This is a genomic window from Limihaloglobus sulfuriphilus, assembly GCF_001999965.1.
GTDB lineage: Bacteria > Planctomycetota > Phycisphaerae > Sedimentisphaerales > Sedimentisphaeraceae > Limihaloglobus > Limihaloglobus sulfuriphilus.
The window spans coordinates 1386307-1408620 of record NZ_CP019646.1; the positions used below are offsets into that span (position 1 = coordinate 1386307).

Consider the following 22314-nt stretch of genomic DNA (forward strand, 5'->3'; position numbering starts at 1 on the left):
TGTTATTATTATTTACAGAGCCTGGACTTACTTGAGCCAGTCATTGGCAATAATCATCATATCATTGATATCCACGATATAATCTCCTGTAATATCTGCCTTTGGGCGCACATTTGAAGCTGTAACCACGGTCTGATCCATATCAGCGTCATATTCAAACTCGACAGTACCGTCGCCGCCGTCGGCTACGATTACGCCCGCAGAGACAAGCGTGGGTATCCTGCCGGTACCGGTAGAAGTTTTATCTCCGGCGAGAATCAGTTCGCCCCAGAGAATATTTATCTGCCCGCTGTCAGCGGAGTTGTATCTTACCCATATATCCTGGGCGTACATGGTTCCATCTTCAATCTCGATATAGCCGAACCTGTTGGGATTGAGCGGAACGTCAACATCATTGATCCAGCCGATAAGGACAATTCCTCCGCCGCCGCCGGAGCTTGGCGGGCAGTTAAATGTACCGCCGGACTGGATGTACATCTCACCCCGGCCTTTGCCGCCCAGACTCAGAGGATAGGTGTTGTCACTGTTTATATTCAGGTTGAGCACACCGCCGTTTTTGATTACAACAGTACTTGTTTTCTCGGTACCGTTAGCGTAGCTTGCAACATTCATGGACTTGGAGTTGAACGTGCCCCCGTCAACTACAAGAAGCCCCTCAGAATCTTCAGGATCATCGCGTCCGAGCCAGGTTTGCGCCGCCACATCAACAGTGCCGCCATTTACAAACATCTCGCCCTTAGCTGTACGGCCGATATACATGTGGTTATTGCAGTCAATATAGCCCTGGCTCTCGACATATACAATACCATGCCCGTTAAAGTCTGCGTTTGCCGTGAGCTTCATCTCTCCTGCGGTTGTTACACTGCCGTTAATGACTTTTAAAGTAGTCACAGCGCTTCCGATAGAAACCTCAAGGCCGTTGGCCAGAGCCGCGAAACCATCGTTGATCTCAACGACCGCGCCGGCCTTGTTGATCATAACCCTGTCGGTTTCATTGGGCAGTCTGAAAGGCCAGATCGGATCACCGGCATTATAATCAGCCCAGTTATCAACATCTGACCAGTTCACACCGTCGCCGTCGCCTACCCAGTCAACAAGCGCGGAAAACGAATCAGAAATGCAAAACAGAAAAACTGAAACCACCAATAAAAACAATAATCTGCACGATAGCTTTTTCATAATAAACTCCATATAAAACTATTCTTTATTAAGCCGCCGGATACACTCTGCAGGCCAGAGACCCCGGCAACTTTACTATTACTGCATTAAACTACCAATAAGGTTATTAAACCGTTTTAGATTATCCTTAAAAAACGATAAGATGTCAACTTTTTTCTGAAAATACTTTTAAACCGCACATTGATATAAGTTTACAAACACAAGTTTAGTTTTGACAATTGCCCCGATAAATTGAATGCACGCCCTCCGCCGAGACCGGGACAGAAAATTGGCTTCCCGATAGTGTGATATAATCCACGTCTCCGGCATAAGTAAAATGCTCTGAGCTGCTTCGGTGAGAGTTTGCCTCAAACGATATATTATTAGCATTATTGATATATACATCGGTATCTGACGACGCCCTGAAAATACAATTCTCTATAGATATTTCGGTATTTAAAGCGATGTCATAGTCGAACTTAAGGGCGATGCTGTTTAAATCCATATAGCAATTTCTGACAAGAACATCCCGTGGATTACCAAGAGAATCCTCAAACAGAATCGCGGCTATCAGAGCCCTGTCAAAATGGGAGTTGAAAATCCTGTGACCGCCGGCACCTGAAATGCGTGATCCGTATCCGCCGCTGCAGTAGCCATCTTCGACAATGCAATCCCAGCCGTCGAGCCAGATGCCCCAGCCATCTGCATGAACGGTGCAGCTCCGCAGATAGTTCCGGCGTGACTGATGCCTCAGAACGATTCCGCTGCCAGTGGTATTTATCAGCCTGATTCGGTCAAGCGTACTGTCTCTCATATCAGTAAAACGGAAAATATTGCTTACCGAACGGCCTTGATATGAACCGCCGTCAAAGCATATTTTTGTTATATATACGCCGCTAACCGCCTCTTCTGCTGTAATCATAGCCGGCATATCAGCACCTGCCAGTATTTTACTGGCGGTATTTGCGTCGCCGTCCCCCAGAAGTATGACTCCGCTCTTGAGATAAATAGAGCTTGTTATTTTATACGCTCCTTTAGGCAGATAAACAATATCTCCGGCATCCGCCGTGTTTATTGCCTGCTGAATCGCAACGGTATCGTCTGCGTAGGCATTGCCCGAGGCGCCGTAATCTTTTACATTTATAACCGGCCGGCCCATCGGCGTTACTATATCTTTTTTGCCGAAAGCCGCATAACCAAAATCCTCTTCCAGATGGCCGGCCTCTGAATCAAGCGATTGTTCTTCTTCAATAAAGCACTCAACTCCGCCTTTGGCAAAGCCCGACTCGAAAAACCGCCAGGACGCGGTATCTGAATCATTGCAGCTCTGCATTGAACCTAAGAAAAAAGGCTCCTTAAAGCTGCTGCCATAGCTGACCCAGCGTGCTTCGCTGCCCAGTGCTGTACTGCCTACACGGATATCACCTTCTTTTGACCACCCTGGCGAAATCCCAATATAGTTAATATTTTCCGTCCCATGCGCCGCGGCTGATGACTCCTGATTTTGGAGATACGCCTTGAACCCCTGAGTAGAACAAATTGAATAACCCCACACATCCGCTAAAATCCCATAATCAAGGTAATCTACGCTGGAGTCATCGTTTAAATCAGACTTAATGCCGCTGTTCTGATTAAGCCAGTCTGCCGCGAAAGCTGAAAGGTCAGAGATATTTATATTGTCGTCATTGTTAAAGTCAGCGCCGCGGCACCGGTCAAAAACGCCTATGTCTTTAATCCGTACTACTGCGGTATTTATGTCATTGTCACCGGCCAGTTGAGCAAAAACAATCGGTGTTGTTTCAAAACTGCCGGCAAATTCGAAAGAATCCCACTCTCCGGCAGCCTGAACATCCCGAACCGCCTCAACGCTCAACCCGTCCAGCGAATGCCGCCCCTGCTCAATCGCAAAACAGTGTATAACCTCCGCGGCGTGAACGCCGTCGAGATAATCCCATTCCTCAAGCAGCAGTTCAAAACCGCTGCAATCAACATTCCTCACCCGTGTTACGCACGGCTCCGGATCTCTGGCTGAGACAGTTTGTGCGATGACTACAGGAATACCGTCAAAAGGCTCTGAAAAGTCAACTCTCATCCAGCCGTCCGGCCCGGGATTCCAGATCACGGCCTCAGACCAGAACTGCGGACTATCCGCCGGCCAGTCGCTTACAGAAAATTCATTGCCAACAGAGCAGGAATTATATCCGGGGATGGCCAGATCCGCGGCGGCAAAAAGGTTGTCGGTGAATGAAATCCTGTCTGAAACTCCCGTCGTTTTTACGTTATACCCGCAGGCGGGATTTGATGATTTGAACCGATTTTTGGCAATGCTGATATTGCTTGCGTTGTTAAGCTCGATATCCGTCTCATAATTATTTGAAAAATCACAATTTGTCACAGTTGCAAAGCAATTGAAATCAGCATCTGCAAAAGAAAAAGAGATGCCCGCATTAAGATTGTTTTCAAACAAGCACTCCGAGACGGCTATATTGCAGTTATAACCCTCTGGGTTTGTAACAGTTATGCCGTTGTAACAGTTTTCAAATTTACATCTGCGGTACAAATTCCCGCCGTATCTCTCTTCGAGCAGCCCCATGCCGCCTGTAACAACAAGGCCGTTTACATAAGAATCGCTTGAGCCAAGCCGGAGAGCATAATAATTGCCCGAGATTTGGATCTGTGAATTTACAAACCAATTGACCCAGGAACCGGCATAGTTTTCTGTCCAGCGAGAATAGATTCCGCCGCCGCTGACATTATGTATTTTTATCCCTGCGACCCTGCTGCCGAGAAAATCCTGTAAATCCAGAACCCAGCCGATAGTCCAACCGGTATCTTCCCCGCCGTCAAAGGTGAGATTCTCAATATTTAGGTGATGTCCGTTCAGTTTAGCAGTACGTATCATTGAGGGCAGGCTTGCGCCGGCCTTTATTACACTGCCGCCGGGGCTATCATCATGACCATCGCCAAGAATAGAGATACAGTTGTATAGTGTTATAGTGTCTGTAATAACGTAAACACCCCGGGGCATATAAACAGTCCCGCTCTTGCCGTAGCTGTTATAAGCCGCGTCAACGGCTGCCTGTATAGCCGCGGTATCGTCCGCTTCGCCGTCGCCGAAAGCGCCGTAATCCTTAACATTAAAGTAAGCATAATTATCCGTTTGCGATAAAACAGGGAAAACGCAAAAAAACGCGGCTGTAAGAACGGCTGCAAATTTCACAGGTCAAACCTCAAAGGGCGTATCTTTGACAAACTTTTTCAGATACGGCTCAATTCCGCCGATACAATCGGTCGGCTTAACCGGCAGCAAATGGGCATTCCACTCGTCAAGCATTCTGCGGTGGTCTTTTACAATATCTTCATATTTGGAGTTATCATATAGATTCACCGTCTCGCCGGGATCGGCTTTCATATCAAAGAGCTGTTCAACATCATCGCCGTGATACTTGACATACTTGAAATCATTACTGCGAACCATGCGGCCGATTATATGATGTTCTGAAACAACAAACTCCCGCCAATCGGTATTATTGCCTTCAAGAAGCGGTTTAAGGCTTCTGCCCCGACTGTGAGGCGGCTCTGAAATGCCGGCATAATCACACAAGGTGCTCATAACATCAACACCGCTGACAAGATGCGATGTATCCGTCTTTTTTTCCGCTATTCTGCCGGGCCACGAAACGACGAAAGGCACCTTTACCGACTCGTCGTAGCTGTGCCACTTGCCGACGTTCATGTGCCGGCCGAGGCTCTCGCCGTGGTCAGCGGTTAAGATTACAATAGTATTTTCCGCATGGCCGCTGTCCTCGAGAGCGTCTATTACGCGGCCGATATCGGCATCTGCCATTTCAACCTGCCGGTAATAAATATAGCTGTAATACCGCCATTGATCCTCACTCCAGCCGCGGTAAATGCGCCCGTTCATCAGTTCACACGATTTTGGCCGTGATGTGTGGTTGTCAGGCAGTTGCGGCAATTGATCTTCTAAGTAACTGAGCGGAAGTTTTTCCGGATTCAGCCCTTTAACCTTAACCGGCCAGAAACAAATATCATGAGGCTGTAATATAGATGTAACAAGCAGAAACGGATTGTCGCCAGAACGGTTTTTCAGATATGCTTCACAGTTGCGCGAAACCTCCGCGTCCGTCAGGTCGCCCTGTCCGCTGCCGTGCGGCAGAACGGTGAAGCCCTCAATCGCTGTCGGCTGGCCCAGGGGCAGGTGCCATTTGCCGCTGTAAACCGTCTCATAACCGTTATCACTGAACCACTGCCCCATATTGACACAGCTTCTGTGAATCGGCCTGTTATTTGATATCACGCCGGTCTCAACGGGCATTCTGCCGGTAAAAAGAGAACTCCTGGCGGGCGAACAAATCGGGTTTGTGCTGTATGACTGCATGAAAGAATAGCCGCGATTTATCAGCCTGTCCATGTTGGGCGTACTGACATACGGATTGCCGTAAGCCGACAGTGCATCATGGCTTAGCTGATCAAGCAGGACAAACAGGAAATTCGGCCTATTAGCGGCGGGAGCAGTTTGCGCCGCCGGCGCCAGTCTGCCTGCAAGCATACCGCCTGTCACAGCAAGGCTGCCTTTAAGAAAACTCCGCCGCGTAGATGAGTATGGATTATACATTGGAAGCCTCCTTTCTAATGTAAAGCTCTAAGCCGGAGACAAGTGCAATCAGCGGACCGTCTTTGAGCACAAAATAGCTCAGCGGCACAACCCCCCTGCCGATCTGGTCATATATATTCAACACTGCGTTTTGTCCGTTTTCAAAACTAACCTCGGCTGTTTCTCGAAAACTCAGCTTCTGCTCCGGCTTCACCTGATCAAAATGGTCAAACAGCGTAAAATCTGCCGTTTGGAAAGAGTCCGGCGATAATCTTTGAACAGCATCAAACAATGCCCAGCTGCACGCGCAGGGCCCGGAAAATTTAACCGTCTGCTTTATGCCGGCCGAACGGGTTTCAAGATTATCTTTTGAAACTGTACCTTTTTTCTTGATACGGCATTTGTCAACCGGCTTTTTATCCGGCGTGAGTATTTTTGACTCAAAAACCCATTCCAAGGGAGTTGCCAGCTTGTCGTTTTCGCACAGCATTTCTGCCGTGACATACTGCATATAGCCGCTGTCCCCTTTAGAATCCTCAAGGAATTTTTCATAGTTCAGATCAATGCGAATTTTTTCGCCGTCATTTACGCGGCGGATTTTCAGTGTGCCTACCTTGTAGAGTATGGCAGGCAGCGGAGATGTCCAGACATCATAGATGTTTTCCCAGCCGCCTGCGGAATTAAACGGCTGCCGCGGCAAAATCAGCTCTTTCAAAGCAGGCTCACACGTATTCAGCGGAAAAGGTAGTTGTTCAGACATTACTGCCTCCAATTTATCTAAAAACTATATATTCAGAATTACCGTTCAAACATCCAGCCGGAGCTGAACAGCTCAAGGTCATTTGTATCTAAAACACCATTTCTGTCAAAATCTACCGGTACAAAACCATCCTCGCTGCCCCAGTATTTGCCAAAAATCATGTAATCAATCAAATCCACAATACCGTTATTGTCAACATCACCGAGCAGACCGAAACCCTCCGGCGTTCTGCCGGCGTGGGCTGTGCCGCCGTAACAGCCAATGTTTACACGTACATTATTATCGTCCTGGTACTCTTGAGCAAGAAAAAAGCCGGGATTACCTCCATCAATACAGGGGCTTGTATTGGCCAGCTGCCTGACACCGACAGCGAACATCTCAGAGGTGCCCCTGGCAGAGGCCGGATGGAAGTAACCATCTCCATCAACAAAAAGCGGATCGGATTCTATGTTGCCCAGTCCCCAGTCCAAAACAGCCCCGTCCTCAAGTGTGATTCCCGACTCTCCGGAATCGATATTAGAATAACTTAGAGACAAATAAGCGTCTCTGAATGCAATCGGTGCATCTGAGCCGGATTGATTTGCCCATATAACAGTATTTTCTATTGTGACATCGCTGCCGTCAAAGGCACGTATTGCTCCGCCATTGGCCGCGGCATAATTTTCGGTTATGGTTGAATTTAAGAGATTCAGGTTACTTTGGCGGCAATAGAGAGCCCCGCCGTTATAGATTGTAGAGTTGCCCTGCAGCAGGGAGTTCGTTATTTCCACTTGCGGGCAGTATGAAAGATAAACGCCGCCGCCGTTGGTCTGTGCGGAATTACCCATGATTATACATCTCTCTATAGTTAAATTTGAATTGTTTGCATAAACCGCGCCTCCGTTGGCACTGCTGCCGCCGCTCAATGTTACGCCTCGCAGTGTCACGCCCCCGCCCAGAGAGCCGTTTATATAAACAAGCTGGCTTTGCCCCTGAGCATCGATAACCGTATCAGCGACGACATCCCAGTCCGCAGGGTCTTCTGAGACCAGCGTCAATGATTTGTCTCCAATCAAGAGGCTCTCATAGTAGCGGCCTCTGGGGATTACAATTGTGTCTCCATCAGCGGCGTTATCGATTGCCTGCTGAATTGAAAACTCAACAACGGGATGAACCTGTATATTTTTGATAGCATCAAGGATAGCGCTATTGCCTCTCATGCGGTCCCAGTTGTAGAGGCAGATAAAACGGCATCTCTGATCAAGATTATTTCTGAAAAAAAGCTCCCAGTTGGCAGCGGAGTTGTACCCCTGATACCATGTTTCAGCAAACCCCCAGTACGGCGAATCAGAGGCATTTATCGCGGCATCTATATCCGGCTCAAATGTCCTCATAGATGAATTAGAGCTGGTATATCTTGACCAGCCGGGGTTTGAGTATTGATTGACCGCGGCCATATTTGCCCCGCTCGCGTCAAACGGCCAGGAGTGTGTAAATAGTTTTTCGCGCGGCACACCTAAGCTGCTTGCCTTTTGCGCAAGATCCTCAAGATGCATCCCTGTTGCCGCGGCAATGTCAGATTCAGTGATGCTGCCAGATGTTTTAAGGCCCGAGGTTTTCAGTGCCGCGTAACCTATCTGCTGCACACCGTATGCCGGAGGGTTGGAGCCATTTACGCCGTAAGTGGGGTCATGAGACTCATCGTCCGGCCATGTTTCGATATAATAGTTGCCGTTAGGGTAGTGAAAGGCGTTGAGTCCTATTGAGCTTTCCCAGCCGATCTTTATGCCGACAAAAATATCTTTCCGGCTTTCTGGCAGATTCTCCCACCAGGAAAGGATAACCGGAATATAGACATCATAGGCCTGATGGCATATCTGCCTGTATTCAGGGCTCATATAATTAACCATAGGCAAAACCCGCAGCTGCCTGCCCCAGTTTCTCCAGCAGACCTTTACGGCATCGGAGGAGTCCCAGCTTGTCCATTCAACATTTTCTTTGTTCGCGGGATCATATCCCGGCCCGGAAGGATCCCACCAGTTCCACAACTGCGGAACATCGCCAAGCCAGTTCTCCACGTCAAGCTGAACCATAACGGGCACATTCCGTGCCTCAGCGGCGGCAAGGTAGGCATTGAGCTTATTCAGACCGATTGTGTTTGAATACCCCAGGCAATTTATAATGTAGCTGCCGCCGGATTTGTACGGTGAATCAGCGGGATTAGGCACCAGTTCTGCAATCTCGCCAACCTGATCCGGAATCGGAACCGCCAGATGCTCGGTTACATTTCCAAGGACATACTTCGTGTTCCAGTCCCCCGGTTCAAAATCGGCTTTGCCCGACAATGCAAGCCAGTCAATACGAATCTCTGCATCGGCTACCTGCTCATAACCGACCTGAGAAGCAAAGGGCATATCAAGACGAATGCCGCGTATCTCGCCCTCAAACGGCTCCCCCTCTACAACAGATGAAGCAACATTCAACCTTACTGTTTTCTGACCCGGGTATAAAGTAAAATACGCCAGGCCGTATTTGTCATCAACCCGCCAGAAGATAAACCGGCAGGGTATCCCCTCGACAGGGATTTTGTAGCCAAAAGTATTTATTGCCAGCTCTGTAAGCTCATCGGCGTTGAAGCTCGCCGCGGTTTGTATAATCGGGTACCATTCGGTGTGTGTGCCGGGGAACGTCTGAACCATGCAGCCGTCTTTTTGCTCAAGCGCAGCGGCATCACCTGCAACAGACCAGCCCTGCAAACCGTCGTTGAAATCATAAACAAGTTCAGCATAGGCGATACTGCTCAATGCAAACAATACTGACAGGAGTTTTATCTTCATTCTGGATCTCCGATTATGGGTATTAGCACTTATTGATTTTTCGCAGCAGCCGCGATACCGAGACGAACCGATACAATTTCAGCCTTGCCGGCCTCAAAGATGACTTGATTGAAATCTTTGACTTCGAGCGGGCATTTTTCTTTTTCTTCCAGTGTAATCTTATACGCGGACTTGATACCGGCTGTGCTTGAAAGTTTGACTTTTATCGTTTTATCAGCAGTATTGAACCCTCTTAGAACAATATCATCGCTGTATTGTGCTTTTTTGAGTGAGGTAACAATAAAATTATCGTTATCAACCGAGAAGAACGAATACGATTTGGGCAATGAGCCTTCATGTCCGCTGCACTGAGCGGCACGCAGAGCGGTTGTGTATTCATTGGCCTCTGCCGCCACGCGTCCCTTGCGGAAATTCCCGCTGTGGCAGTAAACGGCATATTTATAACTTCTGCTGCCCTGGCACTGTGCCAGCGGCTGCGGCTCATAGGTCTCGGTTGGATTACCGGCTGTCCCGAAACAGCGCAGAAGCGTCAGCATGATACTGCGGTCTTTGTTATCCGCGACCTCATATTCCGGCAGACCCCGGTGCATAACCGAAAGGCCGCTCTTTTCATCAGAGACATCAATAAAAGAATGGCACGGCAGTGTCTTGGCCGCTTCCTCGTACCAGCCGCTGGAGTCGGGAATCCGGATATCGCGGCTGACAACATCGAAAGGCGTATCAACACTGCAATGCGTCACTTCGCTCTTGCCCGTCGGGAAACCGACCCGGAGCCTGTGGTCTTTTATGTTATTATCTATGAAAGTCTCGAATTCAAGTTTTCTGCTTGATGCGCAAAGAGTTACCTCGGTTCTCATACGAAGCGGAACCTTAACAGAGCTTCTCTGAGGGGCGCTGTTATCTACCCATTTTTTACCGTGGGGAACGTGAATCTTTGTCTCGGAGAACAAACCCTCGGGCAGAAGCCATTCATGCTCAATACAATATCGCGACATGAGCGGCCCGGAATGTACAAGAGAAACATCTGCCGGCCGGCCTTTCGTTGTATATATCTGGTTTTTGTTTGGCGGGCAGTGTATCAGCGGGCCTCCGGCTTCGCCGCTGTCCTCAAAATAATTGAGCCCGTCATAACTGGTCTTATTTTCTTTGTCGCAGAGATTTATTGTGCCGTCAAACTGAATTTCAGCACGAATGTATTTATTCTCAAGCACATTAGGTTCAGGCGTAAGCGTCTCAACCGGCCGGTCAACAGAATTTTTGGCTTTTGCTGTAAAGCATTTGTATCCCATAGCTGGAATATCGTCAGCCTTTATTGCTACTTTGATGCGGGTTGCTTCAAAATTAGTGGCGGAGCCGTATTTAAGGTAGGTATAAACGGTATCATCGTCCTGCTCAAGAATCTGAGATGGAACCCTTTTCCCCGATTCATCAAAGATATCAATCCCCAGATCATTTTTGTACATAGTCCCGGGAATATATCTCAACCCCCATTTGTGCGGGATATCCACAGTGCATACAACTTCTTCGCTTCGCGGCTGCGGACTGCTGTTAAAGATGACAAGTCCGACCTGCTGTGAATCCAAATCAGACATATCTATATTCTGAATAACCGCTGTGAGCGAATCGCGGGTCACAGTCTCAGATATATCCCGTGAGTTGTCATATCTCTCTATCATTGATGTGGTTATACGGTCAACATGGCATCCGCCGATACCGTCATGCTGCTGGTTTTGCAGGAGCTGTCGCCACGCTTTTTCCAACACTGATTCCGGATATCTCCGGCCGGCCAGCATAGCCCACACCGCGGAGGGCTCCGCCCACTTCTCGAGCAGGTATTCACAGGCGGTATTCATCTGCTTGAGCGGCATCCTGGCGCTGAAAACACCTATATAAAGCGGCGCAAACGGATCGCCGGAACGTTCTACATTGAGCATTTCTCCACTGAGCTGATTCAAATCATTCTCAGTGCCTTGACTTTTAAGCGATTCTTTCACTTTCTCAATGTATTCGGGCAGACTGCTTACAGTAATCTTGCCGTAATCAATCTTGTTGTTTATTGCGTCAACAAGGTCCGGAACTATGGGATCGGGGTTTTCCTGATCAAAACCCTGTAAAAACAGCAGTTCAGGTGTGGATGCTTTATCTTTTACGGTATCAAGCAGAGTATCCATGCCGTTAAGTGCCGCGATTAAATCCTGGCGGCTGCCCTGGTTTACGAAATGATGGTTAATGTCGTGACTGTATGAATCACAAAGGTTCGCCAAAAATCCCTGGCTGCCGTCTCGGCTCAAAACGGCTTTGGCGTCAATATCGATGTAGGGCCTGTAAACATAAACCCAGAAATTGAGCCTGTGATACGATCCAAAGGTTATGCCCAGCGCATTTGTGCCGTCGGGAGACTGCCAGTTAAACTCGAGCTTGTCGATATTTGACTGGTCTATCCCGCGGTAAAACAGGATTGTATCCATCCCGAACTGACTGTATATCTGCGGCAGCTGAGAAACCTGGCCCCAGGAAAATATATTGTAGCCGGCCTTCATCACGCCGCCCATATCACCGGCTATCTTATGACCCATCAAGAGATTACGCACAAGCGCCTCGCCGCTGACCAAAAACTCCGCCGGCAGCGTGTACCACGGGCCGGCAAGAAGCCTGCCCTCGCCCACCAGCTTTTCAACTCTTTGGCGGTTTTCAGGCCGCAGCTCGAGATAATCATCGAGAAAAGAAGCCTGAGAGTCAGTATGAAAATATTTAAATCGAGGGTCCTTCTCCATTGTCTCCAGCAGTATATCAACCGCCTCAACAAGCCGCATCTGTGTCTCGCAGAACGACCAGCGGTACTCCCTGTCCCAGTGCGTATTGATGATCAAATGCATATTGTAATTCTTTGAGTCTGCATCTTTTGAGTCACTTTTCTTAGTATCAACAGGATATAAAGCCATATTGCACCTTTTATTGAAAATTTATTAAATATGTTTTTAAACCGTTTTAAATAATACCATATAATAGTTGTCATTGTCAACAGTCATATTAGATCTTTCAAAAAAAAATCAAACTTTGAGCTTAAATCTTTCGGTCAGCCATTAAGACACTTGCTTTTTGAGGCCTGAAAATTAAAATATAATTATCAATCAATAGTTAAATCTATACTTGAAAAAGGGATAAAAATGAACAATTTAACAGGTCTTTCAAGACGTAGCTTTTAAAAATCTGCTTTTGCCGGTCTGGCAGCCTCGGCGGTCCTGCCGTCTTTTAGCCGCAGTCTGGAGAAACAGCGTCCTAACATACTGTGGATATCCACTGAGGACATAACCCCGCATTTAGGCTGCTGGGGCGAAGAATTCGCAATAACTCCAAACATTGACCAATTCGCGGCTGAGGGCATCCGTTACACACGCGCCTTTACTGTACACGGAGTCTGCGCACCCAGCAGATCGGGCATTATAACCGGCATGTATCCCTCAAGTCTCGGCTCGTGCAACATGCGGTGTACCGCATCAAAGCCTGATTCGATAAAATGCTTTACCGAATACCTCCGCAAAGAGGGCTACTACTGCACCAACAGGGCAAAAGAAGATTACAACTTTGAGACACCAAAGAATGCCTGGGATGTTTCCGGCGAGAATGACAGTGCAAAGAAAGGCCCTGTCAGCCACTGGAGAGACCGGCCCGAGGGTAAGCCCTTTTTCGCGGTATTCAACTTCATGGAGACCCACGAATCGAGGCTGTGGAACAGTGCTGATTTTGAAAACACCCACCCCGAGAAACTAAACAAATCGCAGTGGCAGGATCCGGCAAATATGCAGGTGCCGCCGATTTATCCCGATACTGAAGCGGTAAGGAAAGACTTTGCCAGGCTATTTGAGCGAATTACCGAGTTTGATTATTTTGTCAAAGAGCGGCTTGACGAGCTCAAGCAGGCCGGTCTTTACGAAGACACCATCGTGTTTATCTGGTCAGACCACGGCAACGGCCTGCCGCGTGCAAAGAGATGGCTGTACGATTCAGGCACTCTGGCACACATTATTGTTCGTGTACCGGAAAAGTTCAAAACATACGACTGCCCCAAACCTGGAAGCATTGACGATAGACTTATAAACTTTATTGATCTGGGGCCTACCGTTCTCAATCTTGCAGGAATCAAGACCCCTGAACACATGCAGGGACGGGCCTTTCTCGGCGAGAATCTGCCGCCGCAGCGTAATTACATATTCGCCGCGAGACAGAGGATTGATGAGCGGCATGACATGATAAGGTCTGTAAGAGACCGCCGCTTCCGCTACATACGAAACTTTATGCCTTTCCAGCCGTATTTCAACCCTGTTCCGTATGCGGAAAAATGTAACACCATGAAAGAGCTTCGAAGGCTGCACAAAGATGGTAAGCTCAATGCGGTTCAGGCCCAATGGATGGCAGACCGGAGGCCGTTCGAAGAGCTCTACGACCTTGAGAATGATCCGTGGGAGACAAAAAATCTCGCCGATGACCCTCAATACAGCATTAGAAAGAAGCGACTGCAGACCGCACTCTATAACTGGATGGTAGATACACGTGACACCGGTTTGCTGCCGGAGCCGGAAATGGCTCTCGAAACGCAGCGCTGCGGCAGTGAATATGAGATTTTTCACTCACCTGAAGGCAAAGAGCGGGTTGTAAGGCTGCTCAATATCGCAAATGTGTCGTCCAATCCGTCAGATAGTGATCGACCATTGATAAACAATGCCCTTGATAGCAAAGATGCATCTGAAAGATACTGGGCAGTGCTGGCCTTGGGGGAAATGGACAAACCCGGTAAGAACGGCATTAAGAATCTTGAAAATGCCCTTAACGACGAATCGACAAGTGTACGGATTGCCGCGGCACAATCGCTGTATTTTCACGGCCGGGAAAAAACAGCCGCCGATTCACTCATAAAAGAACTCTACGCGAAGAATCTTCAGGATGAGACGGTTCATTATGCGATTAACGTACTCGATTCATACTTCGGAGACGATGCAAAACCGGCTATAGAAAGAGTTAAAGAACTCCAGGATTCAAATCCCGGCAGATACAGCAAAAGAATGATCGAGATTTTTCTGGAAAAATTCGCCGTATAAACCAGATATTGATAGTGTCTTTCTGTTAATATCCGGCCGGCAAAATCTCAAAAAACTTACAAACGGAATAGCTTTTTTAAAAATAATAAAAAAAACTCTTGCCAAACCTTGATGTTTTATGTAAATTCTCCGGTCTCTTATGTTGTAGCCTCTCTCTATTGAGAGTTGATCATAGACAAGGCCCCATCGTCTAGTCAGGTCTAGGACACCGGGTTTTCATCCCGACAACAGGGGTTCGAATCCCCTTGGGGTCATTTTGAAACAGCCTTTAAGATGCTTTAAGGGCTGTTTTTTTATGTCTATTTTTGGAATGTGCTAAGGAATGTGCTAAAAAATGTAGGGAGAAAATCGCCTAAAATGAGCACCAAGAAGAGGTTGAAAAAAACTATAAAAACTCTTCATTTTCCCTCTTTTTTGCTTACCCTATTTTACCCATTTAAACTTGCAGCGTCTTATATCTAGGGCTATAGTTACCTAAGAGTATTTGCAATTTAATATAATTATTCAATGTTTTCTAATGAGATTGAAGACAAGCCCATATAGCAAGCAGCGACTTCGATTGTAAACTCTTTAAAAATAGTATTTTATAGATATTTAATTACGTATTGCTTCTTTATAACAGCACCAGAGGGGTTTTTGGTTTTTGAAAATGAGCCAAAAAGCCATACAAAGCCACATCTCGGAGATGATTTTCACATTTTTTTCACATTAAAGTAGATGAAAAGTGGACAGAAAATAAGCTATGGGCAAATATGTCAATTTTGGGGGATATGAGATTGCTGAAATCCAAAACTGCCAATCTGTTCATACTCTGCTATCACGCCGCCCATTTTATCATAGTTCATTTTTTTTATGTCTAATTGTTCCCAATTTGTTCAGAATTCTTATCAGAATGTATATAGATAAGAACTCAACTAAAAAAACATACGGAATAAGCATAGTTAAGTCTAAAGATGACACTAAAGGACTAATTTTCAAGATAAATAAAACAGGTATGAATACTGATAATATGAACAAAATAACACAAGAATATGAACCACTAATCTCTTGATTTCTGTATTTTCCAAACAAGCGACTCAATGCGATAAATATACCGTAAAAAATTACTATGCAAAAGACCATAAGGCAAAAAGTCATAACCCAAGTTCTAGGATAAATAAGAATGTTAAACTCAGGAAATCCTTGTTTAAGCAAAATTAAACTTTCATTAAGACTCAAATCTTGCGTAAGTTCAGGCAAGGTTTCAAAAAAGCATGTAATTTCATCTGTAACAGAGTCAATTGCAGCCCAACCATCACGAGTTTTTAAAATAATATATTCTTCTTCAAGTGCAAATCGGTCAACTCCTTTCAAAATAGGCTCTGTCATTTCCATATTTCCCAACTTTTCTTTAATTATAAAACCAGACATTTCAGTACCGCTCAGAGCTAAATAATATCCGTTTTTAATTTTTACATTTGCATCTATACCATTTGTCAGAACAAAGGCAAAGTAAGTTAGATTGTAGCCAATTAAGGTGACACCAATTAAAAAAACAGTAACCATAAACATTTTCATTGCATATCTTAGTTGCATGGTACCTCCAACTTTGCATTGTAGTCATGAAACATATGTATTACTGTCCAATACGGAGTTCCAAACTTGTTCAATTCTGTTCCTACATAGAAGTAGCCAAATTTATCTTTTAATGTTATTTCAATTTTGCACCTAACTTCCAATTGAGCACTTCCTTGTCTGCAACAACTTTTGTGCAAGCAACATACAGGTTTGTAATCAACGGAACTGTAAATTCCTGACAATCGGCCATCACCTTGGTCTCCGCCATTGCCAATGGTACCAGAGAGCGTCCAATCTCCACCTGAATAATAACCAAAATTATTAAGAGGTAGAGATGCGGTTTGGAACCTCCTTTCACTATCAAGTTGCATGCTCTCTGACCAAAATTTGGCTAAACCCTCTATGTCTTCATCAACACGTTTGAAAATAGTTCCATCAATAGTGTTTTGGACATAATTTGAAAATTGACTCTTGCCATTAAACTCTACAGTTTTACCTCCGCCAAAAATCAAATGTGTATTTGCTCTTACTACTCCCCAATTCCCACTCCGGCCTTGTGTATCCCAAACTCCAATATCTTTACATCCTGTTATAGAAGATTTATTTCTGAATGATGACATCAGCCCCCAATCATCTCTTCCATTGACAGGGTCGTGATTGGCAAACACCTGCAAACCGGCACCGTCATCAAGCTGGCGGATTGGGGAGAACGGGTTATTCCAATTTCCATCAGGATTGACTCCGTGCGGGTCATCTGTAATGAATTTACGCTCTGTTGGGCTGTAATATCGTAAGGTTTCGAGGAACTGCACCCTTGAAAAAAAATAGCTGGGGCAAGCTGGTGGTTCGTCAGGAGGCTTTCAATATCTGTTCTTTGACAATTTTGCCTTCTTCAGTGTTAGACTCAGGTTTCTTCCAGTTGCTGGGGAGAAGCTCGTCTATTTTGTGTCCCGGGTGGGTGCTCACTCTTCTCAGTACATCGTTGAAGTAGGCGAACGGGTCGTGGCCCATCAATTTACAGCTTGCTACCAGGCTGTAGATAATCGATGCTCGCCAGGCTCCGGCCTCACTTCCGGCAAACATATAGTTTTTGCGTCCCACCACGACTGTTCGCAGCGTCCTCTCTGCCAGATTATTATCAATATCCAGAATCGGATCCTCCGTATATCTGCACAGGGCATCCCACTGGTTCAAAGCGTAGGTTACCGCCTTGCCTGTCGGGGTCTTTGGCAGCACTTGAGCATTGTATTCGTCAAGAAGGCTCTTTATTTCTTCGAGTATCGGCACAGCCTCTTTCTGTCGGGCTTCCAACAGCTGCTCATCGGAGTACTCTTCGCGTTTAGCCCTGCTTTCAATCGCATATAGCCTGCCCCATAATACCGTCATACGGGTACCCCTGAGGGGATCGTCATCTATAGCATACTCGAACTTTCTTCGCGCATGGGCGTTGCAGCCAATTTCCGTGGCCTTACCTTTATTAAAAAACTCATCATATCCGCTGTATGCATCGGCCTGAACCTTGCCGGCATAATCACCAAGGAATTCCAGCGGCCCTTGTCTTGATCTTGTGGGCGTAAAATCAAACACCACATTACTCTTATCATCAATATAGGTCCACAAATAACCGTTATAGGTGGAACCTTTACGTTTTCTGCTCTTTATTGGGATACGGGTGTCATCGGTATTAATCTTTGGAGACTCAAGAATCTTCCTGTGCATCCTTTTAACCAGGGGTTCCAGCAGATCAGCACATTTATCGACCCAACCACACATTGTGGATACATTTATATCAACACCATGCCGCTTGAGGATGCTTTCCAGTCTGTTCAAGGGTGCATGATCACAATACTTACTCGTTATTATATGAGCCAGCAGTCCCTCGCCGGCGATACCCTTGTCTATCGCCCTTGGGGGAAGCGGACCAATAGATATCTCTGATTCGCAAGCCTTGCAGCAAAATTTCTTCCTGACATACTCTTTGACGTAAAACGATGCCGGGACATATTCGAGTACCTCTGTTGTCTCAGAGCCGATTACTTCCTTAGGCGTATTGCATACAGGACAGATCTTTTCTTCTTCGGAGGGTTCTATCTCGATGGTCTCTCTCGGAAGGTCAGCCGGCAGAGGGTTACGGCCATTATGTTTTTTCTTTCTGCCGGTCTTCTTGACGGGTTCAGCCTTTTCTTCTCTCTGCTGCTCTACCTTGGCCTTAACCTCTTCGTACATATCTTCAAACAAAAGCCTTTGGGCGGGATCAAGTTTCTCGCTCTTTTTGCCGAACAGCTGACGCTTGAGATAATGCAGCTGGCCGGTAAGATCATCTATTTGTTCAAGCAGCGTGAGCACCATACTCTTAAGAGTCTCCACATTGGAGGGTAACTCTTCTTTAGATGTTTCAGCTGTTATTTTTGTTTCTTTTGCCATTTGATAAGACGAAATAGTATTGTTCTTAACGATGAAATAAGTATATCAGAAACAGCTGAAAAAGCAAGAAAAAATAAGAAAATAAATGCAGTATTTTTAACTTTCAGGGCCTATGGAGGCGTTTTACGCTCATAACGCTTTCTTCTTCTCGCCTTGAAAAGATCTATCCCCTCGAGTATCCATGTAAGCTTTGAAATGTCAACCTCAATTGAGGGTTGTTTTGATGGGTTTTTCAGTTTTTCAAAAGTTCCCTCTTCAAGACGTTTATACCAGATGGCAAAACCTGTCCTGTCCCAGAAGAGTATCTTGCACTTGTCCCCATGCTTGTTGAAGAACACGAACAGATGGCCGCTCAACGGATCCTTGAGCATAAAACTTTCGGTCAGCATCGAGAGCTTATTGAATCCGCATCGCATGTCGGTAGGTTGAGTGTATATGAATATCCTGACCGATGATGGAAGTGTCAGCATAACCCGGCCTCACGCAGAACACCGACCACGCGGGCCAGCAATTCACTCTCGGTTGAAGGGCTGATACGCAGAACGCTGCCGGAGCTTAGGATAAGTTCCAGTGGTGTTGGATTACCGGCGGGCAATGTAACCTCGACAAAACCGGATTTCTCCGGCACTTTCGTCGGCTTGTCAGGACTGAGCTTCTTTCGCCAGCTGTAAAATGTCGGCTCGGATAACCCCTCCTGTTTGCAGAACTGCCGGACCGGCAACCCGCTTGAACGCCAGGTCTCAATTACCATCTCCCAGAACCTGCGTTGTTCCAGGTCTGACTGTTTTTCAATGCTCATGATTTGTCTCCAGTAATTATCATGAGCCAAATTATCAACTTTTCAAAGATCAATACAAGATGGACTTGCTCGAGACCTTACGTAATATCGGTTACGCAGGTAATAGTTGCCGGTTTCGTAGTCGAGATAATAACCGTTCCACAAAACGCTCAAGCCTTGCAGGTCAACGCCCTGGGCTACTGAAGCATTGCCCCAGGCATCATAGATTATCTCATCTATTCCGCCTACGTCGTTTGTCTTGGCTATCACAGAGCCGCGGGAATCGGTCAAGAGATATGACCGCTGGGAGTAAAAAACTTCATCTGCTATTACAGGAACCCACTCAACAAGGTCGTCGGAATCTATCTCATCGTCATTGTTGGTATCCCACGCGGCAAGCTCTTCTAAAGAGCAGTCTGGAGAGCAGAGCCACGCATCGGCGAAATCGGCGAACCACTCATAGACGGTAGTATATGAGTCCGGCGGCATCTGCATATAGACTACCTCTCCACCGGCTCCGTAAACGTAGTCACGAGCCCAGTTTATACTGCCTGTTCCAATCTGTTCATACTCTGATATCACATTGCCCATCTTATCATAGAAAATAATATTTCAGCTGAAATCTTTAGATTTTAAGTATAAAGCTGTTAAGTTAAAGATTTCTAAAACTATAATTTTTCTCTAATATCGAGAAACTCCAATCAAAAATGAACCATCAATCTTTCTATATGATGCCACAAATTTAAATGTATAATTTTTTGATTCTAAATTCGCATAACCCCACAAGTCGTCTGGTGAACTACCTGACATTTTTTTAGTGTTTAGGCCTAATTTGGAAATATGTTTGGACCAAGATTCAGAAAAACTTTCATAAATGTCTTTTTGATAGTTATTATAATAAGTTTTGTTATCCTGCTTTACCCTATAGTCAATAAACGAAGTAAAAAAATTGGTAAAAGATTTTTCTTTAGTAGTACCGGAGATTAAGACTGTAAAATGCCCTCTACTCATAACATTCGTATGTTGAACATATCTAATACCATCAGATGTATCTAATCCATCTAAATAGTCACCTACATACTTTAGGTCAGAGATGTTTTCTAATTGCCCTACAGTCCACGCATTTAAAACAGGATAAACAAATACACCCCATATTATTATTAAAGATAATAATACGGCAACAATTCTAAATAATATATGTTTTTTTTTCAAAATTATTATCTCTTAATAAATGTTATATCTGTTGTATCTGTCCAATTAATTTCAACGTTAAAATCAGTATCTAAAATTTTATCTCCCCAAATATCCCACAATGCTTCGAGAGTTAGCCATGCAGATTGCCCTCCTTTAATCCACCAATTTTCATCTTTGGAAACTCATTCATATGTATTAAGTGCTTCTTTAAAATCATGAGCATCAATATCATCATACCAAGTCCACTGAACATCTAAATTATTTGTTTGACAGTTTATTCCTTTACAACACACATCAAAAGAACCGTTAGCGGAAACACGGTGTGCACCTCCTAACCAATAGGCAGTAGTTGGTGGAATTGCTCCTCCAAAATTCCAGTCGCCTGCGACTCTGTGGGTGTCAAAACGAATTTTCCCATTACGTTTAGCCTTTTTAATATAGTGTTGTCTAATATAATCCTTAAATCTACTTTCAATTTCTCTCTGCTCATCTTCAAGAGTATAGCAATTTGTTCTAAGCCTATTAATAATTAGACCAGTTAATAATCTTGAATAAACAATTCCACTTATTTTTGTCCCGATTGAAACAGGAGTTGAAACTGGTGGTTCCCACCCAGGCAGAGGCTCGCCTGTTAAAGGGTTATCAACTGGATTCCAAGGAGTGGAATCATAGAACAGCCCCCAATCATCCCTGCCGTTTACCGGGTCGTGATTGGCAAACACCTGTAAACCGGCACCGTCAATGAGCTGGTCTTTCGGGGCGAACGGATTGTTCCAGTTTTCATCAGGATTAACTCCGTGCGGGTCTTCTGTTACAAAAGAGCGTTCTACAGGTGAATAATACCTGTTTTTTAGATAATAGTTACCGGTGTCAATCGGCGCTTTAAATTAGGTCACTATGAGCGCGTTCAAAATGGGTCAGTTAAACCAGTTGTTATTTACTATTTTTAGTTTCATTTGTCAAGTTGGATTTGGATAAAACGATTATTTTCGACGTTATTGGGCAGATACGCCAGGCCTGTTTCGCCCGGACCGGCGGCCGGGTGAGAATGGGCCACCCAAAAAGCTCGTCGGAACCTGGCCGCCGCAAGCCGGGCGGGACAGGCCGGTTAAGACTGAGTCAGCCTTCATGGCCGGCTCTTTTCTCACAGGCACCATGCTCGGCACGGTCCTTGAGACGGTAGCTGCGGCCTGTGATGTTGATGATCTCAGCATGATGCAAAAACCTGTCCAGGATTGCGGTTGCCGATGGTACATCGCCAATTAGCTTGCCCCAGTCTTCCAGCGGCCTGTTGGAGGTCATCATCGTGGATTTGTTTTCATATCGCCGCATAATGATCTCCAGCAGATACTCGCCGCAGCGTTTTGGCAGATGCTTGATGCCCATATCATCGATTATCAGCAGCTCCGGCTTGAGATATCTGTTCATTACCTTATCCTGACAGGCAAAGGCATCTTCGTGCAGAAAATCCCTGGCAACATCAAATATCGAGCGGTACCGCACAGCCATGCCTGCCTTGACTGCCTGATAGCCTATCGCCTGACACAAATGACTCTTGCCCACACCCGGCGGGCCAAGCAGCAAAACATCAATGCCCTCACTGATAAAGCGGCATGTGGCCATATCAAATATCCGGCTTCTTTTAATCGAAGTGTTGAACTGCCAGTCAAACTCCTCCAGTGTCTTGAGTTCTCTAAACCCGGCAGCCTTAATACCCCTTTGGATCTGGCGATGCTTTCTGACCAGCATCTCATCCTGCAGGATCAGTTCTAAAAACTCAGCATGAGTGAGGCTGTTGCCGGCTGCCTCCTGCAATCGAACTTCAAGTATCTCAAGCATACCTGACAACCTTAGTGATTTTAATGTGTTGTGCAGTGAATTGTTCATAATAATCTGCTCCTGAATAAGTTATGATT

The 22314-nt window shown here is 45.9% G+C and carries 17 protein-coding genes and 1 tRNA gene; 2 read left to right on the forward strand and 16 right to left on the reverse strand.

Features of this window, described 5'->3' with window-relative positions:
* Window positions 1-27 precede the first annotated feature (27 nt).
* From SMSP2_RS05300 to SMSP2_RS15080, 7 genes are all read right to left on the reverse strand, one after another.
* Window positions 28-1179, reverse strand: a complete 1152-nt coding sequence (locus tag SMSP2_RS05300) for a hypothetical protein (RefSeq protein WP_146682957.1) — start codon at window positions 1177-1179, stop codon at window positions 28-30.
* A 205-nt stretch (window positions 1180-1384) separates the two neighbouring features.
* On the reverse strand, window positions 1385-4378 hold the full coding sequence (locus SMSP2_RS05305) for a glycosyl hydrolase family 28-related protein (protein WP_146682958.1): 2994 nt from the start codon (window positions 4376-4378) through the stop codon (window positions 1385-1387).
* 3 nt (window positions 4379-4381) lie between these two features.
* Window positions 4382-5794 (reverse strand): sulfatase family protein, encoded by a 1413-nt coding sequence (locus SMSP2_RS05310; RefSeq protein ID WP_146682959.1) that lies wholly within the window; start codon window positions 5792-5794, stop codon window positions 4382-4384.
* Window positions 5787-6533 (reverse strand): hypothetical protein, encoded by a 747-nt coding sequence (locus SMSP2_RS05315; protein WP_146682960.1) that lies wholly within the window; start codon window positions 6531-6533, stop codon window positions 5787-5789. The genes SMSP2_RS05310 and SMSP2_RS05315 overlap by 8 nt, the downstream gene beginning before the upstream one ends.
* A 38-nt stretch (window positions 6534-6571) precedes the next feature.
* Window positions 6572-9349, reverse strand: coding sequence for a hypothetical protein (locus SMSP2_RS05320; protein ID WP_146682961.1), 2778 nt, complete (start codon window positions 9347-9349; stop codon window positions 6572-6574).
* A 29-nt stretch (window positions 9350-9378) separates the two neighbouring features.
* The gene (locus tag SMSP2_RS05325) at window positions 9379-12291 is read right to left on the reverse strand and encodes an alpha-mannosidase (protein WP_146682962.1); all 2913 of its coding nucleotides are present in this window, start codon (window positions 12289-12291) and stop codon (window positions 9379-9381) included.
* A gap of 260 nt (window positions 12292-12551) precedes the next feature.
* Complete coding sequence (locus SMSP2_RS15080; RefSeq protein ID WP_146682963.1) at window positions 12552-12734, reverse strand: hypothetical protein; 183 nt, start codon at window positions 12732-12734, stop codon at window positions 12552-12554.
* Between SMSP2_RS15080 and SMSP2_RS05335 the strand changes: the two genes are divergently transcribed.
* Both SMSP2_RS05335 and SMSP2_RS05340 read left to right on the forward strand, forming a co-directional pair.
* Window positions 12658-14445, forward strand: coding sequence for a sulfatase-like hydrolase/transferase (locus SMSP2_RS05335; protein WP_237048861.1), 1788 nt, complete (start codon window positions 12658-12660; stop codon window positions 14443-14445). The two genes, SMSP2_RS15080 and SMSP2_RS05335, sit on opposite strands and share 77 nt — an antisense overlap.
* Before the next feature lie 179 nt (window positions 14446-14624).
* Window positions 14625-14699 (forward strand) — tRNA-Glu (locus SMSP2_RS05340).
* Between the two features lie 580 nt (window positions 14700-15279).
* Here the strand turns inward: SMSP2_RS05340 and SMSP2_RS05345 are convergent.
* From SMSP2_RS05345 to istB, 9 genes are all read right to left on the reverse strand, one after another.
* Window positions 15280-16020, reverse strand: a complete 741-nt coding sequence (locus SMSP2_RS05345; protein ID WP_146682965.1) for a hypothetical protein — start codon at window positions 16018-16020, stop codon at window positions 15280-15282.
* Complete coding sequence (locus tag SMSP2_RS05350; RefSeq protein ID WP_146682966.1) at window positions 16011-16814, reverse strand: hypothetical protein; 804 nt, start codon at window positions 16812-16814, stop codon at window positions 16011-16013. The genes SMSP2_RS05345 and SMSP2_RS05350 overlap by 10 nt, the downstream gene beginning before the upstream one ends.
* Window positions 16815-16851: 37 nt before the next feature.
* Window positions 16852-18426 (reverse strand): IS66 family transposase, encoded by a 1575-nt coding sequence (gene tnpC / locus SMSP2_RS05355; RefSeq protein WP_146682967.1) that lies wholly within the window; start codon window positions 18424-18426, stop codon window positions 16852-16854.
* A gap of 110 nt (window positions 18427-18536) precedes the next feature.
* Entirely contained in the window at window positions 18537-18896 is a 360-nt protein-coding gene (gene tnpB / locus SMSP2_RS05360) for an IS66 family insertion sequence element accessory protein TnpB (protein WP_146682968.1), read from the reverse strand.
* Window positions 18890-19225, reverse strand: coding sequence for an IS66 family insertion sequence element accessory protein TnpA (gene tnpA, locus SMSP2_RS05365; RefSeq protein WP_146682969.1), 336 nt, complete (start codon window positions 19223-19225; stop codon window positions 18890-18892). The genes tnpB and tnpA overlap by 7 nt, the downstream gene beginning before the upstream one ends.
* Window positions 19226-19267: 42 nt before the next feature.
* Window positions 19268-19786 carry an RHS repeat-associated core domain-containing protein gene (locus SMSP2_RS05370; RefSeq protein ID WP_146682970.1) on the reverse strand — a complete coding sequence of 173 codons (519 nt, stop codon included), beginning with the start codon at window positions 19784-19786 and terminating at the stop codon, window positions 19268-19270.
* Window positions 19787-19885: 99 nt separating this feature from the next.
* Complete coding sequence (locus SMSP2_RS05375) at window positions 19886-20416, reverse strand: hypothetical protein (RefSeq protein ID WP_146682971.1); 531 nt, start codon at window positions 20414-20416, stop codon at window positions 19886-19888.
* 164 nt (window positions 20417-20580) lie between these two features.
* A complete protein-coding gene (locus SMSP2_RS05380) occupies window positions 20581-21120 on the reverse strand; it encodes a hypothetical protein (protein ID WP_146682972.1) in 540 nt (179 codons plus the stop codon).
* A 397-nt stretch (window positions 21121-21517) separates the two neighbouring features.
* The gene (gene istB, locus SMSP2_RS05385) at window positions 21518-22285 is read right to left on the reverse strand and encodes an IS21-like element helper ATPase IstB (RefSeq protein WP_146682973.1); all 768 of its coding nucleotides are present in this window, start codon (window positions 22283-22285) and stop codon (window positions 21518-21520) included.
* Between the last annotated feature and the right edge of the window lie 29 nt (window positions 22286-22314).

Excerpts from the sequence above, each read along its gene's own strand:
- SMSP2_RS05320 (WP_146682961.1), bottom strand. The coding sequence starts at position 9,349 with ATGAAGATAAAACTCCTGTCAGTATTGTTTGCATTGAGCAGTATCGCC.
- SMSP2_RS05310 (WP_146682959.1), bottom strand. The coding sequence starts at position 5,794 with ATGTATAATCCATACTCATCTACGCGGCGGAGTTTTCTTAAAGGCAGC.
- istB (WP_146682973.1), bottom strand. The coding sequence starts at position 22,285 with ATGAACAATTCACTGCACAACACATTAAAATCACTAAGGTTGTCAGGT.
- tnpA (WP_146682969.1), bottom strand. The coding sequence starts at position 19,225 with ATGAGCATTGAAAAACAGTCAGACCTGGAACAACGCAGGTTCTGGGAG.
- SMSP2_RS05300 (WP_146682957.1), bottom strand. The coding sequence starts at position 1,179 with ATGAAAAAGCTATCGTGCAGATTATTGTTTTTATTGGTGGTTTCAGTT.
- SMSP2_RS15080 (WP_146682963.1), bottom strand. The coding sequence starts at position 12,734 with ATGCCCTCAGCCGCGAATTGGTCAATGTTTGGAGTTATTGCGAATTCT.
- SMSP2_RS05325 (WP_146682962.1), bottom strand. The coding sequence starts at position 12,291 with ATGGCTTTATATCCTGTTGATACTAAGAAAAGTGACTCAAAAGATGCA.
- SMSP2_RS05345 (WP_146682965.1), bottom strand. The coding sequence starts at position 16,020 with ATGCAACTAAGATATGCAATGAAAATGTTTATGGTTACTGTTTTTTTA.
- SMSP2_RS05315 (WP_146682960.1), bottom strand. The coding sequence starts at position 6,533 with ATGTCTGAACAACTACCTTTTCCGCTGAATACGTGTGAGCCTGCTTTG.
- tnpB (WP_146682968.1), bottom strand. The coding sequence starts at position 18,896 with ATGCTGACACTTCCATCATCGGTCAGGATATTCATATACACTCAACCT.
- tnpC (WP_146682967.1), bottom strand. The coding sequence starts at position 18,426 with ATGGCAAAAGAAACAAAAATAACAGCTGAAACATCTAAAGAAGAGTTA.